At 67.3% G+C, this 20,331-nt stretch carries 19 protein-coding genes and 1 pseudogene; 8 read left to right on the top strand and 12 right to left on the bottom strand.

Features of this window, described 5'->3' with window-relative positions:
• Positions 1-388: 388 nt before the first annotated feature.
• From AWB92_RS17745 to AWB92_RS17720, 6 genes are read right to left on the bottom strand one after another with little or no spacing between them, the layout of a single operon-like run.
• Complete coding sequence (locus AWB92_RS17745; RefSeq protein WP_085187923.1) at positions 389-1,507, bottom strand: M24 family metallopeptidase; 1,119 nt, start codon at positions 1,505-1,507, stop codon at positions 389-391.
• Positions 1,504-2,754 carry a Xaa-Pro peptidase family protein gene (locus tag AWB92_RS17740; RefSeq protein ID WP_085187921.1) on the bottom strand — a complete coding sequence of 417 codons (1,251 nt, stop codon included), beginning with the start codon at positions 2,752-2,754 and terminating at the stop codon, positions 1,504-1,506. Before AWB92_RS17740 ends, AWB92_RS17745 begins: the two co-directional genes overlap by 4 nt.
• Entirely contained in the window at positions 2,755-3,915 is a 1,161-nt protein-coding gene (locus AWB92_RS17735) for an amidohydrolase family protein (protein ID WP_085187956.1), read from the bottom strand.
• A gap of 10 nt (positions 3,916-3,925) precedes the next feature.
• Positions 3,926-4,885 (bottom strand): SDR family oxidoreductase, encoded by a 960-nt coding sequence (locus tag AWB92_RS17730; protein WP_085187919.1) that lies wholly within the window; start codon positions 4,883-4,885, stop codon positions 3,926-3,928.
• A complete protein-coding gene (locus tag AWB92_RS17725) occupies positions 4,879-6,102 on the bottom strand; it encodes a cytochrome P450 (protein ID WP_085187917.1) in 1,224 nt (407 codons plus the stop codon). The genes AWB92_RS17730 and AWB92_RS17725 overlap by 7 nt, the downstream gene beginning before the upstream one ends.
• Positions 6,099-6,791, bottom strand: coding sequence for a TetR family transcriptional regulator (locus AWB92_RS17720; protein WP_085187915.1), 693 nt, complete (start codon positions 6,789-6,791; stop codon positions 6,099-6,101). Before AWB92_RS17720 ends, AWB92_RS17725 begins: the two co-directional genes overlap by 4 nt.
• Before the next feature lie 213 nt (positions 6,792-7,004).
• Here AWB92_RS17720 and AWB92_RS17715 point away from each other — a divergent pair, with 213 nt between their 5' ends.
• On the top strand, positions 7,005-7,481 hold the full coding sequence (locus tag AWB92_RS17715; protein ID WP_085187913.1) for a nitroreductase family deazaflavin-dependent oxidoreductase: 477 nt from the start codon (positions 7,005-7,007) through the stop codon (positions 7,479-7,481).
• A 190-nt stretch (positions 7,482-7,671) separates the two neighbouring features.
• Here the strand turns inward: AWB92_RS17715 and AWB92_RS17710 are convergent, their stop codons facing one another.
• The 3 genes from AWB92_RS17710 to AWB92_RS17700 form a co-directional block, all read right to left on the bottom strand.
• Complete coding sequence (locus AWB92_RS17710; RefSeq protein WP_142282149.1) at positions 7,672-7,992, bottom strand: hypothetical protein; 321 nt, start codon at positions 7,990-7,992, stop codon at positions 7,672-7,674.
• 275 nt (positions 7,993-8,267) lie between these two features.
• A complete protein-coding gene (locus tag AWB92_RS17705) occupies positions 8,268-9,416 on the bottom strand; it encodes a serine hydrolase domain-containing protein (protein WP_085187907.1) in 1,149 nt (382 codons plus the stop codon).
• Positions 9,417-9,459: 43 nt separating this feature from the next.
• On the bottom strand, positions 9,460-10,401 hold the full coding sequence (locus AWB92_RS17700) for a LysR family transcriptional regulator (RefSeq protein ID WP_085187904.1): 942 nt from the start codon (positions 10,399-10,401) through the stop codon (positions 9,460-9,462).
• A 122-nt stretch (positions 10,402-10,523) separates the two neighbouring features.
• Between AWB92_RS17700 and AWB92_RS17695 the strand changes: the two genes are divergently transcribed.
• Entirely contained in the window at positions 10,524-11,642 is a 1,119-nt protein-coding gene (locus AWB92_RS17695; RefSeq protein WP_085187901.1) for a sulfite oxidase, read from the top strand.
• 9 nt (positions 11,643-11,651) lie between these two features.
• Here the strand turns inward: AWB92_RS17695 and AWB92_RS17690 are convergent, their stop codons facing one another.
• The 3 genes from AWB92_RS17690 to AWB92_RS17680 all read right to left on the bottom strand — a co-directional run bounded on the left by AWB92_RS17690 (position 11,652) and on the right by AWB92_RS17680 (position 13,711).
• Entirely contained in the window at positions 11,652-12,143 is a 492-nt protein-coding gene (locus AWB92_RS17690) for a DUF2231 domain-containing protein (protein WP_085187898.1), read from the bottom strand.
• A 3-nt stretch (positions 12,144-12,146) separates the two neighbouring features.
• Positions 12,147-12,785, bottom strand: a complete 639-nt coding sequence (locus tag AWB92_RS17685) for a hypothetical protein (protein WP_085187895.1) — start codon at positions 12,783-12,785, stop codon at positions 12,147-12,149.
• A 116-nt stretch (positions 12,786-12,901) separates the two neighbouring features.
• On the bottom strand, positions 12,902-13,711 hold the full coding sequence (locus AWB92_RS17680; protein WP_085187892.1) for a SigB/SigF/SigG family RNA polymerase sigma factor: 810 nt from the start codon (positions 13,709-13,711) through the stop codon (positions 12,902-12,904).
• A gap of 556 nt (positions 13,712-14,267) precedes the next feature.
• Between AWB92_RS17680 and AWB92_RS17675 the strand changes: the two genes are divergently transcribed.
• The 6 genes and pseudogenes from AWB92_RS17675 to AWB92_RS30595 all read left to right on the top strand — a co-directional run.
• Positions 14,268-15,152, top strand: coding sequence for an SDR family NAD(P)-dependent oxidoreductase (locus tag AWB92_RS17675; RefSeq protein ID WP_085187889.1), 885 nt, complete (start codon positions 14,268-14,270; stop codon positions 15,150-15,152).
• Positions 15,153-15,197: 45 nt separating this feature from the next.
• Positions 15,198-16,403 (top strand): FAD-dependent monooxygenase, encoded by a 1,206-nt coding sequence (locus tag AWB92_RS17670; RefSeq protein ID WP_085187886.1) that lies wholly within the window; start codon positions 15,198-15,200, stop codon positions 16,401-16,403.
• Positions 16,404-16,444: 41 nt separating this feature from the next.
• Positions 16,445-17,014 carry a DUF4389 domain-containing protein gene (locus tag AWB92_RS17665; RefSeq protein ID WP_085187953.1) on the top strand — a complete coding sequence of 190 codons (570 nt, stop codon included), beginning with the start codon at positions 16,445-16,447 and terminating at the stop codon, positions 17,012-17,014.
• 14 nt (positions 17,015-17,028) lie between these two features.
• Positions 17,029-17,640: a class I SAM-dependent methyltransferase gene (locus AWB92_RS17660; protein WP_241523499.1), complete on the top strand. Its 612-nt coding sequence runs from the start codon at positions 17,029-17,031 to the stop codon at positions 17,638-17,640.
• Between the two features lie 242 nt (positions 17,641-17,882).
• Positions 17,883-19,466 carry a PE family protein gene (locus tag AWB92_RS31085; protein WP_085187882.1) on the top strand — a complete coding sequence of 528 codons (1,584 nt, stop codon included), beginning with the start codon at positions 17,883-17,885 and terminating at the stop codon, positions 19,464-19,466.
• A gap of 139 nt (positions 19,467-19,605) precedes the next feature.
• A pseudogene (locus tag AWB92_RS30595) lies at positions 19,606-20,088 on the top strand (PPE family protein); the annotation flags it as partial.
• Positions 20,089-20,331 lie beyond the last annotated feature (243 nt).

Below are 20,331 nucleotides of genomic sequence, written 5' to 3'. Positions count from 1 at the left end.
ACGGCCAACCCCGCACCAACCCCTACCACCACCCCGAACGATTCCTCCGCAACACCGACGACGACGAACCCGTTTGACGGCAGGCAGTTTTCGATCAGCCGTCGCCCCGCCAGGCAGATCAGGGTTTGGGTGCTGGGGCCGGATTTCCGTACAGGCAATCATGGAGTTCCTGACTACCCGGGGCGAAGTCGAACCCGCAGTTGCACTCACGAGCGTCCCTGGGTGGAAGCGAGTTGCAATAGGGGCTATCAGCGGAGGCCGATGGTGCGGTCCACATGACACCGGCCGCCAAGGCTGCGGCAGCACCGAACGTGGCCATCAATACTCTCGTCTTCATGTTGGTAACCCTCGCACATACGGGCGAAATCCGCAGGTCGGGCAGCGGCCGTCATACACCCCACGACGGGCTGACGGTCAGCACCTCTGCACCATCGTCGGTGATGTGGACGGTGTCGCGGCGCAGAACCGCGCCAACACCCTCCTGCCACACATAGCCGGTCACCGCCAGCACCATCCCGGCATCGAGGCGGTCGTCTTCGCCTGCCGTCGCGAGAGTTTCGGAGACGACGGGCGGATCGAAACCCAATCCCAAGCCGTGCGCGACGGGCATCGGCGGTATCGGCTCGCCGGCCGCCCGATAGGCTGCTAGCAGCCCGGTCGCGGCGGCGCCGGGGCGGCAGGCCGCGATCATCTTGTCGAACAACGCATCCGAGCGTCCGAACAGCTTCCTGGCCGAGCCGTCGGCCGCGTCGCCCGCCGGCCACGTCCGGCCCACCTCACCGACGTACCCGTCCGCCAGCGCGCCTGCGGCGAAGGCGACGAGGTCACCGGACCGCACCTCGCGATCACCACGTCGCCAGGGGTGCTCGCGCGAGGTCACCCATGCGACGTCCTGAGTGGCCGGCGTGCTCACGCCGCCCGCGGCCATGGCCTCCAGCGCGGCCCCGGCGAGCGCCTGCTCGGACACCCCGGGCCGCAACTCATTAACGGCGGCGGCGAGTCCGTGTTCCGCCACCCGAAGCGCCGGGCCCATCGCCGCGATCTCGTCGGGCGTCTTGAGGCGGCGCGCCGATCGCATCGCCGGCTCGGCGTCGACCAGCTCGGCGTTCGGGAAGGCCTCCGGCAGCAAGGCCGCGAAAGTCGGTGTGATGGCGTCCGTTCCGACCCGGCGCGCCGCTTCGGCGCCGTCGATCTTCTTCAGTACGTCGATCAGGGTCATCGGGTTCCAGGCCAACCCGTAGAGGTGATCGTGACCGATCTCCTCGGGGACGCCCTCGTCGTCGGTGCTGTTGAGGTAGATGTCGCCGGTGGCGCGCACCACGACGCACATCGGACCGAACGGTCGCGTCCCGGCAATCCACAGCTGGGGCGCGCCAGTCACGTAGCGAATGTTGGATTGCCGCCCCAACACCAGGATGTCGAGGTAGTGGGCGTCCATCTGGGCCAGCGCCCGCTCCCGACGCCCCGACCGCAATCGCAGCGGGTCGGGCGAAATCTCGGACGTCATGAAGGGGAGCCATAAGGGGAGTAGGGGTAGTCGGTGATCGGCGTGTAGCCGTCTTCGGTGATCACCACGATCTCCTCACTGCGGTATCCGCCCGTGCCGTCCTCCCACACCACCGGCTCGAGGACCAACACCATGCCGGGCGGAAAGACGAAGTTGTCGTCGAACTCCTCGCCGAGGTCCGTTCCGATCATGGGTGCCTCGGCGGGGTAGGTGCCGATGCCGTGGCCCAGGTAGAAGTGCGGCAGCCAGGGCCTGCGACCGCCGTTGGCGGCGATCGCCGCACGCGCCAGATCGCCCGACGTGACACCGGCCCTGGTCACCTGGAGAACCGCGTGCAGGATCGCCCGCCACTGGCGAAATTGATCCTGCTGCCGCGGCGAGGGCTCTTGGCCGACCACCCAGGTGCGCCCGAAGTCCGAGCAGTAGCCTGCGTAGCTGATGCTGATGTCGGTCCACAACACGTCACCGGCGGCCAGCTCGCGAGCCGAGGGGAGCAGCGGCAACGCCAGGTCGCCGTGGGTCGTCCACACCCCGGCTTCCCGCGAGCTGGGCATCACCTGCCAGATGGCCTCGAGCATGTTGGTAGTGGCGCCCAACTCGAACGCGCGCCGAACCAGCTTGGCCGAGAGATCGATCTGCCGTACGCCCGGCGCCAGCGCCGCTTGCACGTCGACCACCGCCTGTTCGGTGATGCGACAGGCCCGGCGAAGGCAGGACAGCTCGTCCCGTGTCTTGACCAATTGCGCGGCGCCGAGCACAATCGCCGCGTCCGACGGCGGGCCGCCGGGGAACAGAGTGGCCGCCGACCGTCGCATCGCGCCGGTGAGCTCGTCGACGGCCACCGTCGCGCCCCGCGGGATCAGCCCGGCCAGTGTCCGAGCGAAATCCGCTACGCCCCGGTCGAATTCGAGATAGACCGGACCGTGCAGATGATCCTCGGGTACCGGCGGATCGCGAGGCTCCAGGGAAGACCCGGCGCGAAACGGCATGAACAGATGCGGGTGCTCGTCGTCGGCCAGCACGACGGCGACCGGCCGCTCCACGTGCGAGAGGCCCGCGTCGATCAACGCCCAGCTGGCGCCCGTCGCGTACCCGACATAGCCGTTCATCAGCAGGATGAGCGCGTCGACGCCGTGCTCGGCCATCGCGGCGCGCAGCCGCGCGCCGGTCTCGGCGCGCATTCGGATGAAGTCCGGCTCGTCCGGAATGTCGATCAGCGAGCCGCGGGCGCTGAGTGCGTTGGTCATCTAGATGCCTAAGAAGTTCCGGATGTTGCCCCCGACCACCCGGACGGCGTCTTCGGGGCCGACCGCGTCGACAACCGCGGCCAGCGACCGCTCCGAGTAGCCGAAAGTGCTTTCGTTGTGCGGGTAGTCGGAAGACCACATCACCTTGTCGATGCCGATCTCCCCGATCTGGTCGAGCCCCAGGCCGTCGACCATGAACGAGGCGCACATGTGGTTGTCCCAGTAGTAGCGGATGTCGCGCCGCGGGTGGTCCTTGAGCATGTGCCGATACGAGGCCAGCACGTGCTCGGCGTCCTGCAGCGCCGGCGGCACCCAGGCGATGCCGCCCTCGAACCAGCCGACGCGCAACCGGGGGTGGCGGTCGAGGATGCCGCCGAAGATGTACTTGGAGAACATCTCCCGGAACGAGTCGATGTTGACCATCATCGCGACGGCGACGCTGTTGACCTCACTGGGAACCTTGGGCTGGCTTTCGCCGATGTGGTGGGCGACCGGCAGCCCGGCGTCCTCGATCTCGTCCCACACGGCGTCCATCGCGGTGCCGGAGAAGTCGATGGCGCGGCCATTGTCGTCGTTGCCAGGGCTGATCGGCATCAGAAACGTCTTGAGCCCGAGCGCTTTCAGCTCGGTCAGCGTGCGACGGGTGCCGCGCGGATCCCACCAGTTGATGAGGCCGACGCCGTAGCAATGGCCGCCAGAGCGCTCCTGCACGGCGGCGATGTGTTCGTTGTAAATGCGAAAGATGCGCTCCCGCAGGCCTTTTTCGGGATAGTGGAACAACGCCAGCACCGCGTTGGGGAACACCAATTCCTTGTCGACCCCGTCGTCGGCGAGTTCGCGGACCCGGGCGTCGATGTTGCTGCTCACCGCGCCGGCCAGGTCGTCGTACTGCATGAGCACCGCGCTGAAATCGCCGACCACCATGGATTGGCCCGGGCGCCCCAGCAGGTAAGCGCCGTCCTCGTACCAGATCCGGGGTGCATGTTGCTTCAGGTCGTCCGGGAAGCGCTCGTAGAAGATGTCGTCAGCCACCGAGATGTGGTTGTCCGCCGAGAACACCTCCGTGCCGGCGGGCAGGCCGGTGGGACACCCGGCCGCGTGACCGCGGCGGTGTTTGGGCGCACCGATCACGCCCTCGGGGTACACGGTTTGGCTCGACATCATCGTCCCTTCATTCCGCATGCGATCCCGCGTACGTGACACCGGTGAGTTGTTCGGACATCCGCCACAGCCGCGCCATGTCGGCCTCGCTGCGCGCCGAACCGGGGACTCCGGCCAGGGTGACTCCGCCCCCGGCGGTTTCGTACAGGCCGCGTGGCCCGTAATAGGTGCCGCCGCGCGCGTCCGGTGACACCGCCGCGTAGAGCGTGGGCTTGATGCCCTCGTCGACGTCGAGCCACATGAACGGCAGCAGCCGCCAGGTCAGCCGGGTGAGTCGGGCCTGCAGCGTCGGCCTGTCGCGCCCGTAGGAGGCGCCGCTGAGCAGGTTGGTCTTGCTCAGCCCGGGATGCGCCGCGTTGGACATCAGGCGCCAACCGCCGAGGCGGCTGCGCCGATCCAGTTCCATCGCGAACATCAGTTGCGCCAGCTTGGCCATTCCGTAGGAGCGCATGGGTCGGTAACCATGTTGGGCGTTGGGATCGCTGAAGTCGAGGTTTCGCTGGGTTGCGGCGATGCTGCTGACGGTCACCACCCGCGCGGACTTCGCTGCGCGCAGCAACGGCAGCAGGTGTCCGGTCAGCGCGAAGTGACCCAGATGGTTTGTGCCGAACTGCAATTCGAAGCCATCGCGCGTCTCCTGGCGCCGCGGCGGCGTCATGACGCCGGCGTTGTTGATCAGTATGTCGATCGGCCGGCCCTCCGCGACCAGCTCCTCGCCCAACGCCGCCACGCTCCGCAGCGACGACAGGTCCAGATGCCTGATGGTCAGTTTGGCCCGTGGGGCTTCCCGGCGGACCTCGGCGATTGCGGCTTCTCCCTTGGTCCGGCAGCGGACCGCCATGACCAGGTCGGCGCCCGCTGCCGCGAGCCTCTTCGAGAGGCCAAGCCCGAGACCGCTATTGGCTCCGGTGACGAGTGCGCAGCGGCCGGACAGATCGGGCACATCGAGGGACAGATCGGGCTTCACCATGTGACGGGGAGCTCGTACACGCCGTAGGCCAGGGTGTCGTGTTTGAAGGGAAGCTCCTCGAGGGGTACGGCCAACCGCAGCGTCGGGACCCGGCGCAGCAGGGTGGGCAGGACGATCTGCAGTTCCATCCGGGCCAGTTGCTGGCCGACACACTGGTGACGGCCGTAGCCGAACCCGACGTGGGCGCCGTCCTCGCGCAGTAGGTCCAGCCGCTCCGGGTTCGGGAATTGCCGGGGATCCCAGTTGGCCGGCGCGACATCGAGGATGATGCCCTCGCCGGCCCGGATGGTCTCGCCGCCGACCTCGATGTCCTCGACGGCGATTCGACGCTGACCCGTCTGGATGATGCTCAGGTACCGCATTAGTTCCTCGACCGCGTTGGCGATCACCTTCGGGTCGTCGGCGTCGCGCAGCAGCGCCCCCTGCTCGGGGTGCTCCAGCAACGCCGCGACGCTCAGGCTGATCATGTTCGCGGTGGTCTCGTGACCGGCGATCAGCACGCCGAGCGCCAGCTGCGTCGCCTCGCGCACGCTGAGCTCCTCGCCGTTGACCCGCTCGGCCAGGTCGGACACCAAATCCTCAGACGGGCTTTGCATTTTGGTGCGAATCAGGTTAGCGAGGTATTTCGCCAGCGAGGCGGCCCCTTTGGCCGTGTCCGCTTCGGTCGCGTATCGCCCCGTGCCGCGTTGGGCTTGTTCCTGGAAGAAGTCCGCGTCCTCGTAGGGGACGCCCAACAATTCGCTGATGACCAGCGACGGCACGGGCAGCGCCAGGGTGCTGACGATGTCGCCGGGATTGGGACCGGCCAGTAGGGCGTCGATGCGCTCGTCGGCGATCTTCTGCACCGCCGGGCGCAGCGCTTCCACGCGCTTGAAGGTGAAGGGTTTCGACAGCATCCGGCGAAACCGGGTGTGTTCCTCGGCGTCGGAGGTGAAGACGGATCGGGGCCGGGTGTGGACCGTCGCCAACATGCCCTCGTTCCAGTGCGGGTAACCCGGCAGCCGGTCGTCGACGCTGGTGCGCGAGTCCGTGAACAACGCACGGATCGCGTCATAGCCGTGGATCAACCAGGGGGCGCTGCCGTCCCAGATCCGGACCCTGCTCAACTGCTTGGTGTCGTTGAGCGCCAAGGCTTCCGGCGGCGGCGCGAAGGGACAACTCGGTGCCCGCGTCATCGGAAACTGCGGGACGTCGGGTGCGGTCGTGGTATCGGTCATCCTGCTCCTCGGTTGTCGTCCGCGGCGTTCACGTGCACCGGCGCGCGCCACAGGCCGACGATCGCGTCGATCAGCCCCTCGCCGGCGACCGGCCAGCTCGAACGCGACCGTGGCCCGTGCTCGGCCAGCGCGCCCTCGTGTTCGGCGCAGGTGTGCATCAGCATGTTGCGGACCATCGAGATTCGCTCGAAGCGCACCCGCTTGGGCAGCTCGGGCAGGCAGCGGTTGATGCCGTCGATCGTCCGCACCAGCAGCGGCGACGTCAGCGCATCCTTGGTGACAACGTGGCGATAGGTGGGGTCGGCCATCGCCTGGGCGGCGAACCGCGCATACCAGCTGGGGGTGCCCAGCGCGGCCAGGTGGTCGGTGAGCGGGCGCACCAGCGCGCCGACCCAATCCCGAAGCTCCGTCGATTCGCCGATCTCCGCCAGCATCTGCGCTCGCAGCTGCTCGATCGGCTTACGGTGCTTGCTTTCAATCGCCCGGAGCAGGTCGGTCCTGGTCCCGAAGTGGTAGCACGCGGCGGCGTTGTTGCCCTGCCCGGCCGCCTCGCTGATCTGGCGGTTGGACACGGCATACATCCCACGTTCGGCGAACAACACCTCGGCGGCCGACAAGATCGCCTCGCGAGTGCCCGTCGACCTCTCGGAGCGAGCCATTCTCTGGGCGGTCATCGCCCCAGTGAACACCGCGTGCCAAATTAAATCAAGCCATTTATTTAACGCCCGCCGCCTCGGGATCCGCTCAATTCGGCGAGCCAGTGATTTCGCAGGCCCTCACTCGTACTTCTGCTGGCGATTTACCGGCTCGGCGACTGTCGGTCGCGGCGGACGTGCCCCGTTACTCGAAATCGGGGTCGATCCCGGCGATTTGGCCCGACCGGGTCGGACTACAGTACGCGTGTGAATCCGCTGCAGCGGGTGGCGCGAAACCCGACGGCATACAGGTGGCTGATCCTGCGGGGGCGACCCGTCGCCCAAGGGCTGGAAGCTTTCCTCCGGTTCGCAACCAACGGACGCGTCGGCGTCCTGGACCTCACCGGCGTGCCCAACGTCCAGGTGACCACCTCCGGACGCAAGACGGGCCTCGCCCGCACGGCGACCGTGCAGTGCGTTCCCGACGGGGATTCGCTGATTGTGGTCGGGTCCAATTGGGGCCTGGACCGGCACCCGTCGTGGTCGGCGAATCTCAAAGCGACGCAACGCGTCACCGTGCGCAGGCGCGGGCATCGTTTCGTCGCGAAGGTGCGGTTGCTCACCGGCGAGGAGCGCGATGAGGCCTGGGCCCGGGTGGTCGCGCACTGGCCGAATTATCAGATCGCCCAGGACCGCGCCGGCGGGCGCCAGTTCCGCCTGTTTCTGCTCACGCCAACCGGCTGACCGGCGCTCAGCCCGCCAGCCCGTTCTTGATTGCCGCGGCTTGCTTGAGACCCACGCCGGATACGAGGTCCGGGGGTACGAGTGCGAGCTCGGCGAACGCGTTGCCCGAGGTGAACATCAGCAACGTCCCCCCTGGAGCCGTCCGTCGTCGCCTTCGCCGAAGAATCGGAGACCACGCACCGAATGACTTTCAGTTCGACCATGGGTAGGCAAACAAGGGCCCGGTGAGTGCGGACGCGAGGAGCGACAACACCGCGACGACGATCAGGAGCCAGATTGCGTGGGCGAGGAACCTAAACGCGGCCTTCAGATCGTCATACCGGCCACCTACTTCGCACCGGATGACGGTGCTCAGCCGATCCAGATCGCCAGGAGTCAGGAACACCCTCTCCTGACCGATTGCCATCAAATACCTGCGAAAGCCATTGGCCCGATCGAGGCGAACGAGGTGTAGCTGATCGCCGTCACTGTCGCGCAGGCCGATGAGGCTGGTTAGTTCCGGTTGTCTCACGGTGCACCCCCTCGTTGGAGTTCCGTGGTTGGGTTGGGACTGTCCTGTGGTTGGAACTTCTTGACCATATCCGCCGCGGCAACCGCGCACAATCCCCTGCGCTGCAAGGGATCTGCATCGCTCCGATCCACTGATGTCATCGCCTACCAGTCCGCAGGCAGGATTACGTCACCGCTAAACCGGCCCTCGCCTGCTGTCGTAGATGGGCCCGTTGATGTCGCCGGCCCGGATCAGCAGCCCGGTGTCGTCGGGCGCGCGGCGGACACCGCGCGCCATCAGCCCGGCCCGAGCGCGTCGAAGATCAGTTTCCCGTACATCGCCATGCGGTCCGAGCCGAGAACGCCCGGCCCCATCTTGTTCATGACGTAGGAGACGGTGGCCTTGCGGTCGGGCCACATCAGTACCATCGAGCCGCCCCACCCGCCCCAGAAGCAGATCTTCTCGTCGGGAACGTAGGGGAATGCGTCCTTTTGGGGAAGCCCGTACCCCAGGCCCCACCGCAGCGGCGATGGCAGTACGAGATCGACACCGCTGGCCTGCTCTTCGAAGATCAGCTCGACGGTCTCGGGCTTGAGCAGGCGAACCCCACGAGCCTTGCCGCCCAATGAAATCACCGACAGGATCGCGGCCAGCGACCGCGCGTTCCCGTGCCCGTTCAGCGCGCCCATGTCGGCGTCGCGCCAGGCCGGCGTGTTGGCGGCCTCGGCGTTGGGCGGCGGCCCGCTGAACGTCTTGCGCATCGGGCTGTCGTCTGGGAGCGCCTCGAGCGGCAGCTCCAGGGGCGGCGGCGGGACGATCTCGGCGATCCGGTCGTAATCGGCACGCGCCGCACCGATTTGGAAGTCGGCGCCCAGCGGGTCGGCGATTTCGTCGCGGACGAACGTCTTGAGCGACTGCCCCGTCACCCGGCGTATCAGCTCACCGATGAGATGACCCTGATTGTGGGCGTGATACCCCGAGGCGGTTCCCGGCTCCCACCACGGTGCCTGTGCCGCCAGGGCCGAAGTGGCCTTGTCCCAGTCGTACATGTCCTCGGTGGTGAAGGGTAAGTCCCAGCCCGATACACCGGATGTGTGCGACAGGATGTGGCGAATCTGGATGTCCCGCTTGCCGTTCGCCGCGAATTCCGGCCAGTACTCGGCCACCGGTGCGGTCGGTTCGATGAGGCCGCGGTCAACGAGCATCAGGGCGGCCAGGCTGGTGACCGTCTTCGTGGAGCTCCACACGTTGACGATGGTGTCCTCGGCCCAGGCGGTGGTGCGCGCCGCGTCGGTGAAGCCGCCCCAGATGTCGACGACGGTTTCGCCGTCGATGTCGATGGCGATGCACGCGCCGACCTCTTCTCCGGAGGCGATGTTGTCGGCCAGCGCGGCCCGGACCTTGTCAAAGCTGTCTTCGCAATGTCCGTGAACGACGCTCGTCACCACGAACGGAACATATGCGACGGTGCAGGCCGCGGCAAGGGTGCTAACCCGCGGCCCGGCTGGTGATGTGCGAGAGCAGGTCCCGCGCCACCCCGGCGGGTGGCGTGCGGCCGCCCACCCAGACGGCGCGCAGTTGGCGTCGCAGGTTCAACTCCGGGACCTCCACTGTGCGCAGCCGTCCGATCGCCAGGTCGTCGGCGACGGCCAACCGGCTCATCACGGCGGGTCCGGCGCCCGCCGCGACGGCGGCGCGCACCGCGGCGGCGGAGGACAGCTCGAGGACCGGGTCCGCCTGTCGTGTGGAGTCGCCCAGGGCGTGGCGCAGCGCCGCGGTCAACGAATCACGTGTTCCCGATCCCGGTTCGCGGGTCACCAGCGGTGTGCGACTCAGTTCCGCCGCGCTGATCGGTCGCTGCCGTTGCGCCCACTTGTGATCGGCGGCAACGATCAACACCAGGTCGTCGTGGCCGACCACCCGGGTGCGTAATCCTTTTGGCGCGTGCGGGGCTTCGATGAATCCGAGATCGACCTTCCCGTCGCTCACGGCGGCGATCACCTGGTCGCTGTTGGTCGCGGTCATGATGACTTCGGGCGGCGTGGCGCCCAACCTGCTCGCCGCAACCTGCAGCGATACCAGCCAGCGCGGCATGAGCTGTTCGGCAATTGTCAGGCTGGCCGCCACTTTGACACGCCTGCGCTTTTCCGATCGCAGTGATGCCAACCCCGTGTCGACGTATTGGGCGACGTCGAGCAGCCGATCCGCCCACTCGGCGACCACTACTCCGGCGGGCGTCAGCCGCGAACCGCGCGGGGTACGCACGACCAATGCGACGCCGGTTTGCGCCTCGATCGATGCCAGCCGCGCCGAAATGGCCTGCTGCGTCAGCCCGAATTCCCGGCCCGCGGCGGCCAGGCTGCCGGTCCGGGCGATCGCCGTGAAGATCTCGAATGCGGACAGGTCGGGCATGTGGGTGCTGAGCGGCATGACGATCCTCCGGCGGGCACAAGGCGGCTTTGTGAGATCTGTGCCTGTCACAAGTAAAGCTTGTGGCCCCACAAAATTCATCCCCCTGGCCGCGGCTTCTCGACTCGGGAACGATTGCTTACATGACCACGAGCGCCATCGCCCCGGCCACACCGTTGTGGGGCAAGCGGGGCGACATGATCGTGCGCGGACGCCTGCCATACAACGCCGAACCGCCGCCCGCGGTACTGGCCGCCAGTGACATCACGCCTATTGACGCGTTCTATGCCCGCAACCACAGCGAGTTTCCCGATATCGCGCCGCAGCAGTGGCGGCTGGTGGTCGACGGCTTGGTGGAAAGACCGCTCACCGTGACGTATGAGCAGCTCACGACCGAATTCGACCAGCACGATGTGGCGGCCACCCTGGCATGCGCGGGCAATCGGCGCGCGGAGCTGCTGCAGGTGCGGCCGATACCGGGCAAGGATCCGTGGGCGCACGGGGCGATCTCGACGGCCGAATGGCGCGGTGTCCGGCTGGCGGACGTCCTCGCGACCGCCGGCGCGCGCCAGGACGATGGGCTGCACGTGGCGTTCCAAGCCCCGGACCTCGCGCGGGAAGCGCGCCCCGCCCAGCGCTACGGCGGCTCGATTCCCCTGCACAAGGCCACGTCGTCGGAGGTTCTGCTCGCGTGGCAGATGAACTCCGAAAAGCTACCACGCGCCCACGGCGGTCCGGTCCGGGTGGTGGTGCCCGGATACATCGGGGCTCGCAGCGTCAAATGGGTCACCGCCGTCACCGTGCAACACGGTCCGTCGGACAACTACTTCCAGGCGCACGACTACCGCATCCTGCCCCCGGACGCCGACCCGGACGCCGCGGCCGCGGGCGAGGGCATTGCCCTGTCGTCGTTGGCGCTGAACTGCGACATTCTCGATCCCACGGACGGCGACCGCGTGTCTCGGGGCCCGTTGACCATCCGCGGCTACGCAATCGCCGGCGACGGCCGCGGCGTCGAACGCGTCGACGTGTCCCTCGACGACGGACTCACCTGGCGACAAGCCCACCTGCATCGCGCACCCAGCAAGTGGTCGTGGCGGCCGTGGTCGCTGGTCGTCGACGCCGCTCCCGGGCCGCTGCGCATCACCGCACGCGCCTGGGACGACACCGGCGCCGCGCAGCCGGAGTCGGCGGCGACGCTGTGGAACCCCCGCGGATACGCCAACAACGCGTGGGCGCGCGTGGCGCTGAGCGTGCTGTAGGGCTCGCGGCTAAGTCCCGTTGGATTTCTTCAGCCGCGCTATCTCGCCGCCCCAGACCGATTGGGCACCCGCATCGCCCGTGCGGTACACCTGAATCGTCGACGAGATACTCACGGCGAGAACGATTATCGCGACAATGAGATGCGCGACGACCCGGCGTTTGGCGGATCGGCGTTCGACCACGCGCAGCACGACGAGCCCGACTGCGACCACCAGCATGGCGGCGGCGAAATAGACCATGGTGCTGCCCCGCTCGGCATGCTCCTGGAGGATGGGGCTGGGCTTTTTCCTCAGGTCATACAGCCATTCCCCGGCGTTGACGGTGATGGGCGTGATCACCATCGTCGCGGTTGCCAGCGCCAGCGTGAACCACATCAGCTGGCCCCGCCGGGCCGGTGGCCACAGGCCGCACACGATTTCGAGCACCGCGGTCAGCGGCACGAGCACCACCACCAGATGCAGCCATAGGGCATGCGCGGGCAAGCCGTTGACGACGTCCATGCGTCAGCCGCCAAGGCCCTTCTTCACGGCGTCGTCTTGCTTCTGGGCCACGTCGGTGACGAAGTCCTGCGGCGGGAGCGAGTCGACCGGCCCGTCGAATTCGAGCGTGACGAAGGCCTTGCCCTCGGTGAACATCAGTACCAAGACGCCCTTGGAGTTGTCCGGCGCGTTGCCGGATACGGTCGTTCCGCCGGTTCCAACATTGAACGGTTGCGTGCTCGGGTTCTTGATGTTGTTGCCCTGCGCGCCCTTGGCCGCGTTCAGGGCGTTCGTGGCGGCGCCGGGGTCCGCGAGCACCTGGATGGTGTCTTTGATGACATGGCTGTTGTCGTCGGTGCTGAAGGTTATGGCGGCGCCGGGCTGGCCGTTCGGGTTGTTGGTCGGGGGGCCGGCGTTGAACTGGATCGGCGCGTTGATATCGGTCGCCTTGATCAGCAGCCCCGTGTAGTCGGTTGCCGGTGCGGCGGACGCCGAGGTGGGCGCCGCGCTGCCGCTGCTCGACGCGGGGCCGGACGAGCCGGGCTTCGACGTCGACGACGTGGTAGTACCCGACTTGTTGCCGCAGCCCGCCACCGCCACCGTCAGCGCCGTGGCCAGCGCAACGCCGGCGACTGCGGTCCGAGACGTCCGAGAAACCCTCATCGCATCGCGCTCCTTCCAGGCTGATTCTGGCGACACAGTCGACCCGTTCCCGAATCGCACAGTACATCGCCAGGTGTCACCGAAGGTCCCGCCGGGCCGCGCCGGTAGCCAGCGACCTACTCCAGCTGGTCGCGCAGGCAGCGCAGTGTGTGAGCCAGGATGCGAGAGACTTGCATCTGCGACACGCCGATCCGCTCGGCGATCTGGCTTTGGGTCATCGACTCGAAGAACCGCATGTGCAGCACCTGACGTTCCCGCTCGGGGAGCGCGCCCACGATGGCACGCACAGCTTCGCGGTTCGTGATGTGCTCGATTTGCGGATCGACGTCGCCGACCGCATCGGCGACCAGGCGGGGCTTGCCGGAGCCGTCGGCACCGAGGGGTGCGTCCAGTGAGTCGAGCCGGTAGGCATCGCCGGCGACCAGGCATTCAATGATTTCCTCGCGCGGAACCTCCAGCACGGCAGACAGCTCACCGGCGGTGGGTGCTCGACCGAGTTTCTGCGCCAAATCGCTGGTGGTGCGGCTGATTTGGACATGCAGTTCACGCAGGCGTCGTGGCACCCGCATGCCCCAGCTGTAGTCGCGGAAGTACCGCCGAACCTCACCCATCATGGTGGGAACCGCGAAACCGATGAAGCTGGGCCCCTTGTCCGGATCGAAGCGGTTGATGGCGTTCATCAGCCCGAGGCGCGCGACCTGAGTCAGGTCGTCGAGACCTTCTCCGCGCCGGGCGAAGTGGCTGGCCACGTGGTCCGCCAGCGGTAGGCATCGAGCGACGATGCGTTCGCGCTGCCGCCCGTACTCGTGGGATTCCGCCGGCAGCCGGCGCAGCACCACGAACATCTCGACAACGTCGTCGTAGGAGTCGTCCGTTTGGGTTCTGGCTGGTCGAATAGGTCGTGCGGGCGTCGCTACGCCGGTCATCGGCTAGAACGTGTCGCGAAAAGATTTGCGGGGGAAGGGATTTGCATTATTGGCCCACTTTCTGGGTCGTGTGCAGCGCGGCATCGCAGGATATGCGCACAGCCGCCTCCGCTACACCTGTATCCGCCGGAGAAGTCGGTGATCAGCGCACGAAGCAACAACGAGGGGTGACCGGAGTGTTTTCGCCGGAGCCACGCCATGCTCAGCAGCAGTGCAGCTGACTAACCGCTTTTAGCTAAACGGCGACCTGTCCAGAACGGACTTCACAGCCGACTATACGCCCCATTCGGCCCACCAGCGATCGCTCGGCTCAGCGGAGCGAAGAGCGAATGGTCGGTCAGCTTTTGAAGTCGCTGATCGGCTCGGCGAGACGCCTTGTCGCTGGGTGGTGGGACGCGGGCAAAAGCGGCGGGATAGCCAGGAGGCGCCTTGGTTACGGGCTTCTCATTCTCGGACTGCCTCGGTACTGTTCGGCACATGTTTGCGACTCCCACGCAGGAGGTTCCGCTCGCCATCGAGAAGACCGCGCGCACAGGCCATTTCGAAGCGCGCGCCGATGGGTGATCAGCTGCTGGACGGGCGCGGCGTGGTGGTGTCGGGCGGCAGCCGCGGCATCGGGCGCGCGGTGACCGAACTGCTGTGTGATCTGGGCGCCGGCGTGGTGGTCAACGGGCGCGACGCCGACGCTGTGGCGGAGACCGCCGCGGCGATATCGGACGCCGGGGGACGAGTCACGCCGGTAACCGGGGCGGCGGACGACGAACGCACCGCGTGCGCGCTCGTCGACGCGTGCGTGAGCACGTACGGCCGGCTCGACGCGCTGATCAACTGCGCCGGCATCGCAGAGCCCCCGGGCTCGTCGATCCTGAACATTTCGCCGGACGAATTCGACCGCGTGATCAGCGGGCACCTGGGCACGGCGTTTCACACGTGCCGGGTCGCGGCCCGCGTGCTCGCGGCGCAGGGGCACGGCTCGATCGTCAACACCGGCTCGGTGGCGTTTCTCGGCGACTACGGCGGCACGGGTTACCCGGCGGGCAAGGGAGCCGTCAACGCGCTGACGATGGCCATCGCGGCGGAACTGAAACCCCACGGCGTGCGGGCCAACGTGGTGTGCCCCGGCGCCCGGACGCGGCTGTCCACCGGTACCCAGTACGAAGAGCACATCGCGGACCTGCACCGCCGCGGGTTGCTGGACGAGATGACCATGCGAGCCTCGCTCGACAGCGCCCCGGCCACGTTCGTCGCCCCGCTCTATGCGTATCTCGTCAGCGACTTGTCGCGTGGTGTGACGGCCCAGATCTTCGTGGCCGCGGGCGGATTCGTGGGCAGATTCGACCGGCCGACGCCGCGCGTGCTCGCCTACCGGGACCACCACGACGCCGAACCATGGTCGGTCGAGGAACTACACGAGATGGTCGTTAGGCCGGCGCCGAAGTGACCGGGTTCGTTGAACCGAGGGGCGCGCGGGCACGTATCCAATGAAGTGACGGGCCCGCTTCGGATACTTGTCATCGGCGCCGGCGTGAGCGGGATCTCGGTTGCGCGGGGGCTGCTGCGAGACGGCCACGACGTCGCGGTCTTCGACCAGCGCAAAGACACGAGCGCCGGCGGCGGCGCGGTGACTACCTGGTCCCACGGCGAGGCGGTGCTGCGGCAGCTGGGCGTCGACATGGACGGCGCCGGTCAGCTGCTCTCCCGGGTGCGGGTGCTGAGCTCTCGGGGACGCCAGCTGGCGAGCCTGGACGTGCACGCGATGGTGGATCAGCTGGGCGCACCCGTGCGGATGGTTCCGCGCCGCGTGCTGCTGGAGCGGCTGTTGGACGGCTTCCCGACCGATCGCATCCGATGCAACTCCCGCGCGGCGCGGGTCGTGACGAACCCCGATGGCGTCCACGTCGAATTCGAAGACGGCAGCGTGGCCCGAGGCGACCTGGTCATCGGGGCCGACGGCCTGCACTCCGTCGTGCGAAGCGTCGTCGGCGCCCCCGCCGCCGAACCGACGGGCTGGTGCAGCTGGCAGGGACTCGTCACCCTTCCCGGCATCGTCGACAAGCGCGTGGCGATGATCGTCATCGGCGAGCGCGGCAACACCGGGGTATGGCCGGCCGGAGGTTGCCGTGTCCAGTGGTGGTTCGACCTGCCCTGGTCCCGCGATTTCGTCAGGCCCCGCCGTCCGATCGACCTGATCCGGTCGAATTTTTCCGGGTGGTCGGACACCGTCGACCTTGTCCTGGGCAGGCTCACCGACGAGGACCTGGTGGGTTCGCCCTACCCGCACTTTCGGCACCCGACGCTTCGCCCGCTGGGCACCGGTCCGGTGACGCTGCTCGGCGACGCCGCCCACACCATGCCGCCCACCCTCGCGCAGGGAACCAATCAGGCGTTGCTGGACACCATGGTGTTGTGCAGGGAGCTAGCGGATGTCCGTGAGGGGGGGAGCGCCGAGATTTCCGCGGCCTTGCGCCGGTACGAGAAAGCCCGGCGTCGACGCGTCCGCGCCGTGTCCTGGGTCGCATCGCTACAGGTGGCCCACGGGGAGTCGGTGTTGTGGCCGGCGACGATGATTCCCGACCGGGTACACACCTGGATGTTGACCACGTTTCTGCGGTGCACGAGCCACCGCCGGCTGTCGGCGGCGATCGATCGCCGCCTCGGGACGGCGATGCCGATCGCGGCGGCCCGCCGGTGAACGGGCCGGCGATGATGCGCGGCACCGACGGTCCGGTGCGGGTGCGCGGGGATCTGGAGGCGCCCTCACGGTGGCTCTGGCTCGTCAAGTGGTGTGTGCTGGCCGTCCCGCACTACCCGATATTGATCCTTCTTTATCTGGTGTATCCGCTGCTGACGATCGTTGCCGGCGTGGCGATCCTGTTCACGGGGCGCTATCCCCGCCCGATATTCGACTTCAACGTCGGGGTGCTGCGCTGGTCGTGGCGGGTCATGAACTACCGCTTCCCGATGAACAGCACCGACAAGTACCCGCCCTTCACCCTGGCGTCGCGGCCCGATTATCCCGGTGACCTGGTGGTCGACTACCCGGAGCGCCTTGCCAATGGGGCGGTGCTGGTGAAGTGGTGGCTGCTGGGCCTCCCGCAGATAGTGCTGTGCTGGGCGATGGAGCCGCTGCTGCAGGTGCTTTGCGTCATCAACGCGGCCTGGTTGCTGTGCGTCGGGTCCATCAATCCCGGCATGTTCGATCTGCTCATGGGGATCGTTCGGTGGCGCTACCGGGTGGCGGCGTATGTATCGTTGATGAGGGACGAATACCCGCCGTTCCGGCTGGATTTAGGTGGCAGATAACGCGCGAAAATCCTTTGTTCCCATACATATATCGGTTTGGTCAGCCGATTTTCGACCGGCTCTTCTACAACCGATATCGTCGAGCGGCGATCGCCCACGCGACCGGCCGGCTGCTGATGGTCGGTCTGGGACCGGGGACCGATTTGAAGTTCGTGCCGCCGGCGGTGACGTCGGTCGCCGCGGTGGAGCCGGTGGCCGCATTCCGGCGGATGGCGTCGCGGGTCGCCGATCGCCACGGTGTTGCCATCGACATCGTGGACGGCATCGGCGAGTCGATTCCCTTCCCGGACAACAGCTTTGATTCGGTCCACATTGGGCTGGTGCTGTGTTCGGTCGACGACGTGGCGGCCACGCTGGGCGAGATCCGGCGGGTGCTGGTCCCGGGGGGCCGGTTGGTGGTGCTCGAGCATGTCCGCGGAGAGGGGGCGACGGGCCGGTTGCAGGATCTGGTCGCGGGGCCATGGTCGTGGTTTGCCGCCGGCTGCCATCCGAACCGCCGCACCGTGGATGCCATCGCCGCGGCCGGCTTCGATACCTCTGGGCTGCGTAGCATCCGAACTCCGGTGCCGTTCCCGTGCAAACCGCATCTGCAGGGCTTCGCCACCGCAGTCGAGGGCAATGCTTGAAATTCGCGGAAGTGGTTGGAATAGCCGGACTTTCCCAGGGGCGCAGTGGCGGTCACCAGCCTGTCGCGAATTGGTTGTTCATTCGTCTGTCAGCTAGCTCATCGAGTTGTAGGCTCCCTGAATTAAGCCCGGTGAGCCGCGCGGCGTCCGGGAGTGTGCCCCTAACGGTGGTGGCCCATCGAGCGATGTCACCTGACGCCATCAGGTGATTAATCTGCAGCATCGGGCGACTGGGGCAGGACATGTCATTTGTAATCGCGGCGCCGGACATCATGACAGCAGCGGCGGCGGATCTGGAAAACATCGGGTCGACGATCAGTGCGGCCAGCTCGGCGGCGGCAGCCCCGACGACCGCTTTGCTGCCCGCGGCGGGCGATGAGGTGTCGGCGGCGGTTACGGCCGTATTTGCCTCGCACGGGAGGGCGTTTCAGGCGTTGAGCGCGCAGGCATCGTCGTTTCATGAGGAGTTCGTGCAAGCGCTGGCCGCCGCCGCGGGCACGTATGCGAGCACCGAGGCCGCCACCGTTTCGCAGTTGGAGGCCGCGTTGCAGTGTGGTGCTCGTGCGCGAACGCCGGCCGCGGGCACCGGGTTTTCGTCGATTGCCGGCCCCTACGAAACGCTGTTCGCCAACACGGCCGCGAACTTGCAAATCCTCGGCGGCGCCATAGCCGCCAATCCGGCGCCGTTCTTGCGCCGATTCCTCATCAACCAGATCGGCTACGCGCAGATGATCGCCACAGCCGTCGAACACGTGCTCCAGAATCTTCCTGCCGTGTTGGCGAGCCTGCCGGCGAACATCCAGGCGGCCATTCAGGCGCTGCTGGCCTTCGACCCGGCCCCCCTCGTGCAGCAGATCATTGCGAACCAATTGGCCTACGCCCAGATCATCGCGACGTCCCTGCAGAACGCGGCCCGCGACTTTGTCATCGGCCTGGAGCAATTGCCGTCGGCCTTCCAATCCGCCGTGCAGGCCCTGCTGGCGGGGAACGTCAACGGCGCGGTGAGCGACATTGCGCAGGGCTTCCTGAATCTGTTCTTCACCGGCGTGGATACGACCGAAACCGGCGATCCCCTTGTTCCGCCCGGGATTGCCATCAGCGTCACCCCGGCGGGAAGCCTGGGAGACCTGTTACCGATCCTCACCATTCCGGGCATGATGGCTCAGAACTTCACCAACCTGCTGCCACCCGGTTCCATCCCGGCACAGGTCTCGCAGAACTTCACCAACGTCGTCGATACGCTCACGAACACCTCCGTCAACGCGACCGCGTTACTCGTGCTCGGGACGGGCGGTCTCAGTGCCACGCTTACAACGGACATCGGGCTGCCGGCGGCGCTTCTCATCGACGCCGTGGGCGCGCCGGTCAACGCATTCGGCGCAGTGTCGGCAAGCGCATCGCAATTCGTCGGCGAGTTGCAAACCGGCAACCTGGCCGGCGCGGTCGGCACACTCGTCGACGCCCCGGCCGTCGTCACCGATGCCTTCCTCAATGGGCAAACGAACTTGGCGCTCTCAATCGCCATTCCGAACCAAACAGTCAGCCTTGGCCCGTTGCCATTGGGGGGCACGCTCTCGTTCACGAACGGCAACGCAAACATAGACATTCCGCTGGATGGACTTCTCGTACCGGAAACCCCGATAACCGGGGTGATAACCGGAACCGCGACAGGCACCGGTCTCGCCGGTATTGCTGCCGCGCTGCTGGTCAACACCCAGCTCCCTCTCGACGTTGACGTCTTCGGCACGCCAACCAGCGGGCTGGCCACCGCCCTGCTGGTCTTCGCGCCCGAGCAGCTCGCGCTGGCGATCACGCCCGCCGCATAGGTTGCCCGACCCGAATGCCGTGTCCGGAGCGGCATTGAACTAATCCGGTCCCTATTTCGTGTCGTTCTACACGCTGCGTGTTGTCGGTGATGACTGCGCCGGCACGGTCGTCGCGGCCCTCAGGGAAGGGACTGTGGTCATGAATTTCTCGGTATTGCCACCGGAAATCAATTCGGCGCGAATGTTCTCGGGCGCGGGTTCCGGTCCGATGTTGCAGGCGGCGGCGGCCTGGGATGGTTTGGCCTCCGAGTTGGGGTCGGCGGCGTCGTCGTTTTCGTCGGTCACGTCGGGCCTGACCCAGCAGGCGTGGCAAGGTCCGGCGGCGGCGGCGATGACGGCCGCGGCGGCCCCTTACACACGGTGGTTGAGTGCGGCGGCGAGCCAGGCGATGGGCGCGGCCGGTCAGGCCCGCGCGGTGGCGGGAGCGTTCGAGTCGGCCCTGGCGGCCACGGTGCATCCGTTGCAGGTCACCGCCAACCGGAACGGGTTCGTGCAGTTGGTGATGTCGAACCTCTTCGGGCAGAACGCGCCCGCGATCGCGGCCGCCGAGGCCGAGTACGAACAGATGTGGGCCCAGGACGTGGCCGCGATGGTCGGCTATCACTCCGGTGCCTCGGCCGCCGGCGCGGCGCTGGCGCCGTTGCATAACCTCGCCACCCAGCTCGCGTCGGCGCTGGGCCTCAGCCCGGTCACCAATCCGGTCGCCGGCGACCCGGATTTCATGAGCCAAACCACCAATTTCGGCGGGTTGTTGACGGCCACGGCGATTGCCGACCCTGACGACAACCACTTTGTTGCGGCTAATTTCGCGAGCCCGCTCTTCACGGCTTCGGCGACCTCCGGGGCTGAGCCGACAACGGGCATG

It is taken from the genome of Mycobacterium sp. IEC1808, assembly GCF_002101935.1.
Classification (GTDB): Bacteria; Actinomycetota; Actinomycetes; order Mycobacteriales; family Mycobacteriaceae; genus Mycobacterium.
Note: the sequence above shows the minus strand (reverse complement) of the source record. Positions and strands in the feature narration are given on the sequence as shown.

Excerpts from the sequence above, each read along its gene's own strand:
- AWB92_RS17745 (WP_085187923.1), bottom strand. The coding sequence starts at position 1,507 with ATGACGTCCGAGATTTCGCCCGACCCGCTGCGATTGCGGTCGGGGCGT.
- AWB92_RS17740 (WP_085187921.1), bottom strand. The coding sequence starts at position 2,754 with ATGACCAACGCACTCAGCGCCCGCGGCTCGCTGATCGACATTCCGGAC.
- AWB92_RS17735 (WP_085187956.1), bottom strand. The coding sequence starts at position 3,915 with ATGTCGAGCCAAACCGTGTACCCCGAGGGCGTGATCGGTGCGCCCAAA.
- AWB92_RS17730 (WP_085187919.1), bottom strand. The coding sequence starts at position 4,885 with ATGGTGAAGCCCGATCTGTCCCTCGATGTGCCCGATCTGTCCGGCCGC.
- AWB92_RS17725 (WP_085187917.1), bottom strand. The coding sequence starts at position 6,102 with ATGACCGATACCACGACCGCACCCGACGTCCCGCAGTTTCCGATGACG.
- AWB92_RS17700 (WP_085187904.1), bottom strand. The coding sequence starts at position 10,401 with ATGCCGCTCAGCACCCACATGCCCGACCTGTCCGCATTCGAGATCTTC.
- AWB92_RS17695 (WP_085187901.1), top strand. The coding sequence starts at position 10,524 with ATGACCACGAGCGCCATCGCCCCGGCCACACCGTTGTGGGGCAAGCGG.
- AWB92_RS17690 (WP_085187898.1), bottom strand. The coding sequence starts at position 12,143 with ATGGACGTCGTCAACGGCTTGCCCGCGCATGCCCTATGGCTGCATCTG.
- AWB92_RS17685 (WP_085187895.1), bottom strand. The coding sequence starts at position 12,785 with ATGAGGGTTTCTCGGACGTCTCGGACCGCAGTCGCCGGCGTTGCGCTG.
- AWB92_RS17680 (WP_085187892.1), bottom strand. The coding sequence starts at position 13,711 with ATGACCGGCGTAGCGACGCCCGCACGACCTATTCGACCAGCCAGAACC.
- AWB92_RS17675 (WP_085187889.1), top strand. The coding sequence starts at position 14,268 with ATGGGTGATCAGCTGCTGGACGGGCGCGGCGTGGTGGTGTCGGGCGGC.
- AWB92_RS31085 (WP_085187882.1), top strand. The coding sequence starts at position 17,883 with ATGTCATTTGTAATCGCGGCGCCGGACATCATGACAGCAGCGGCGGCG.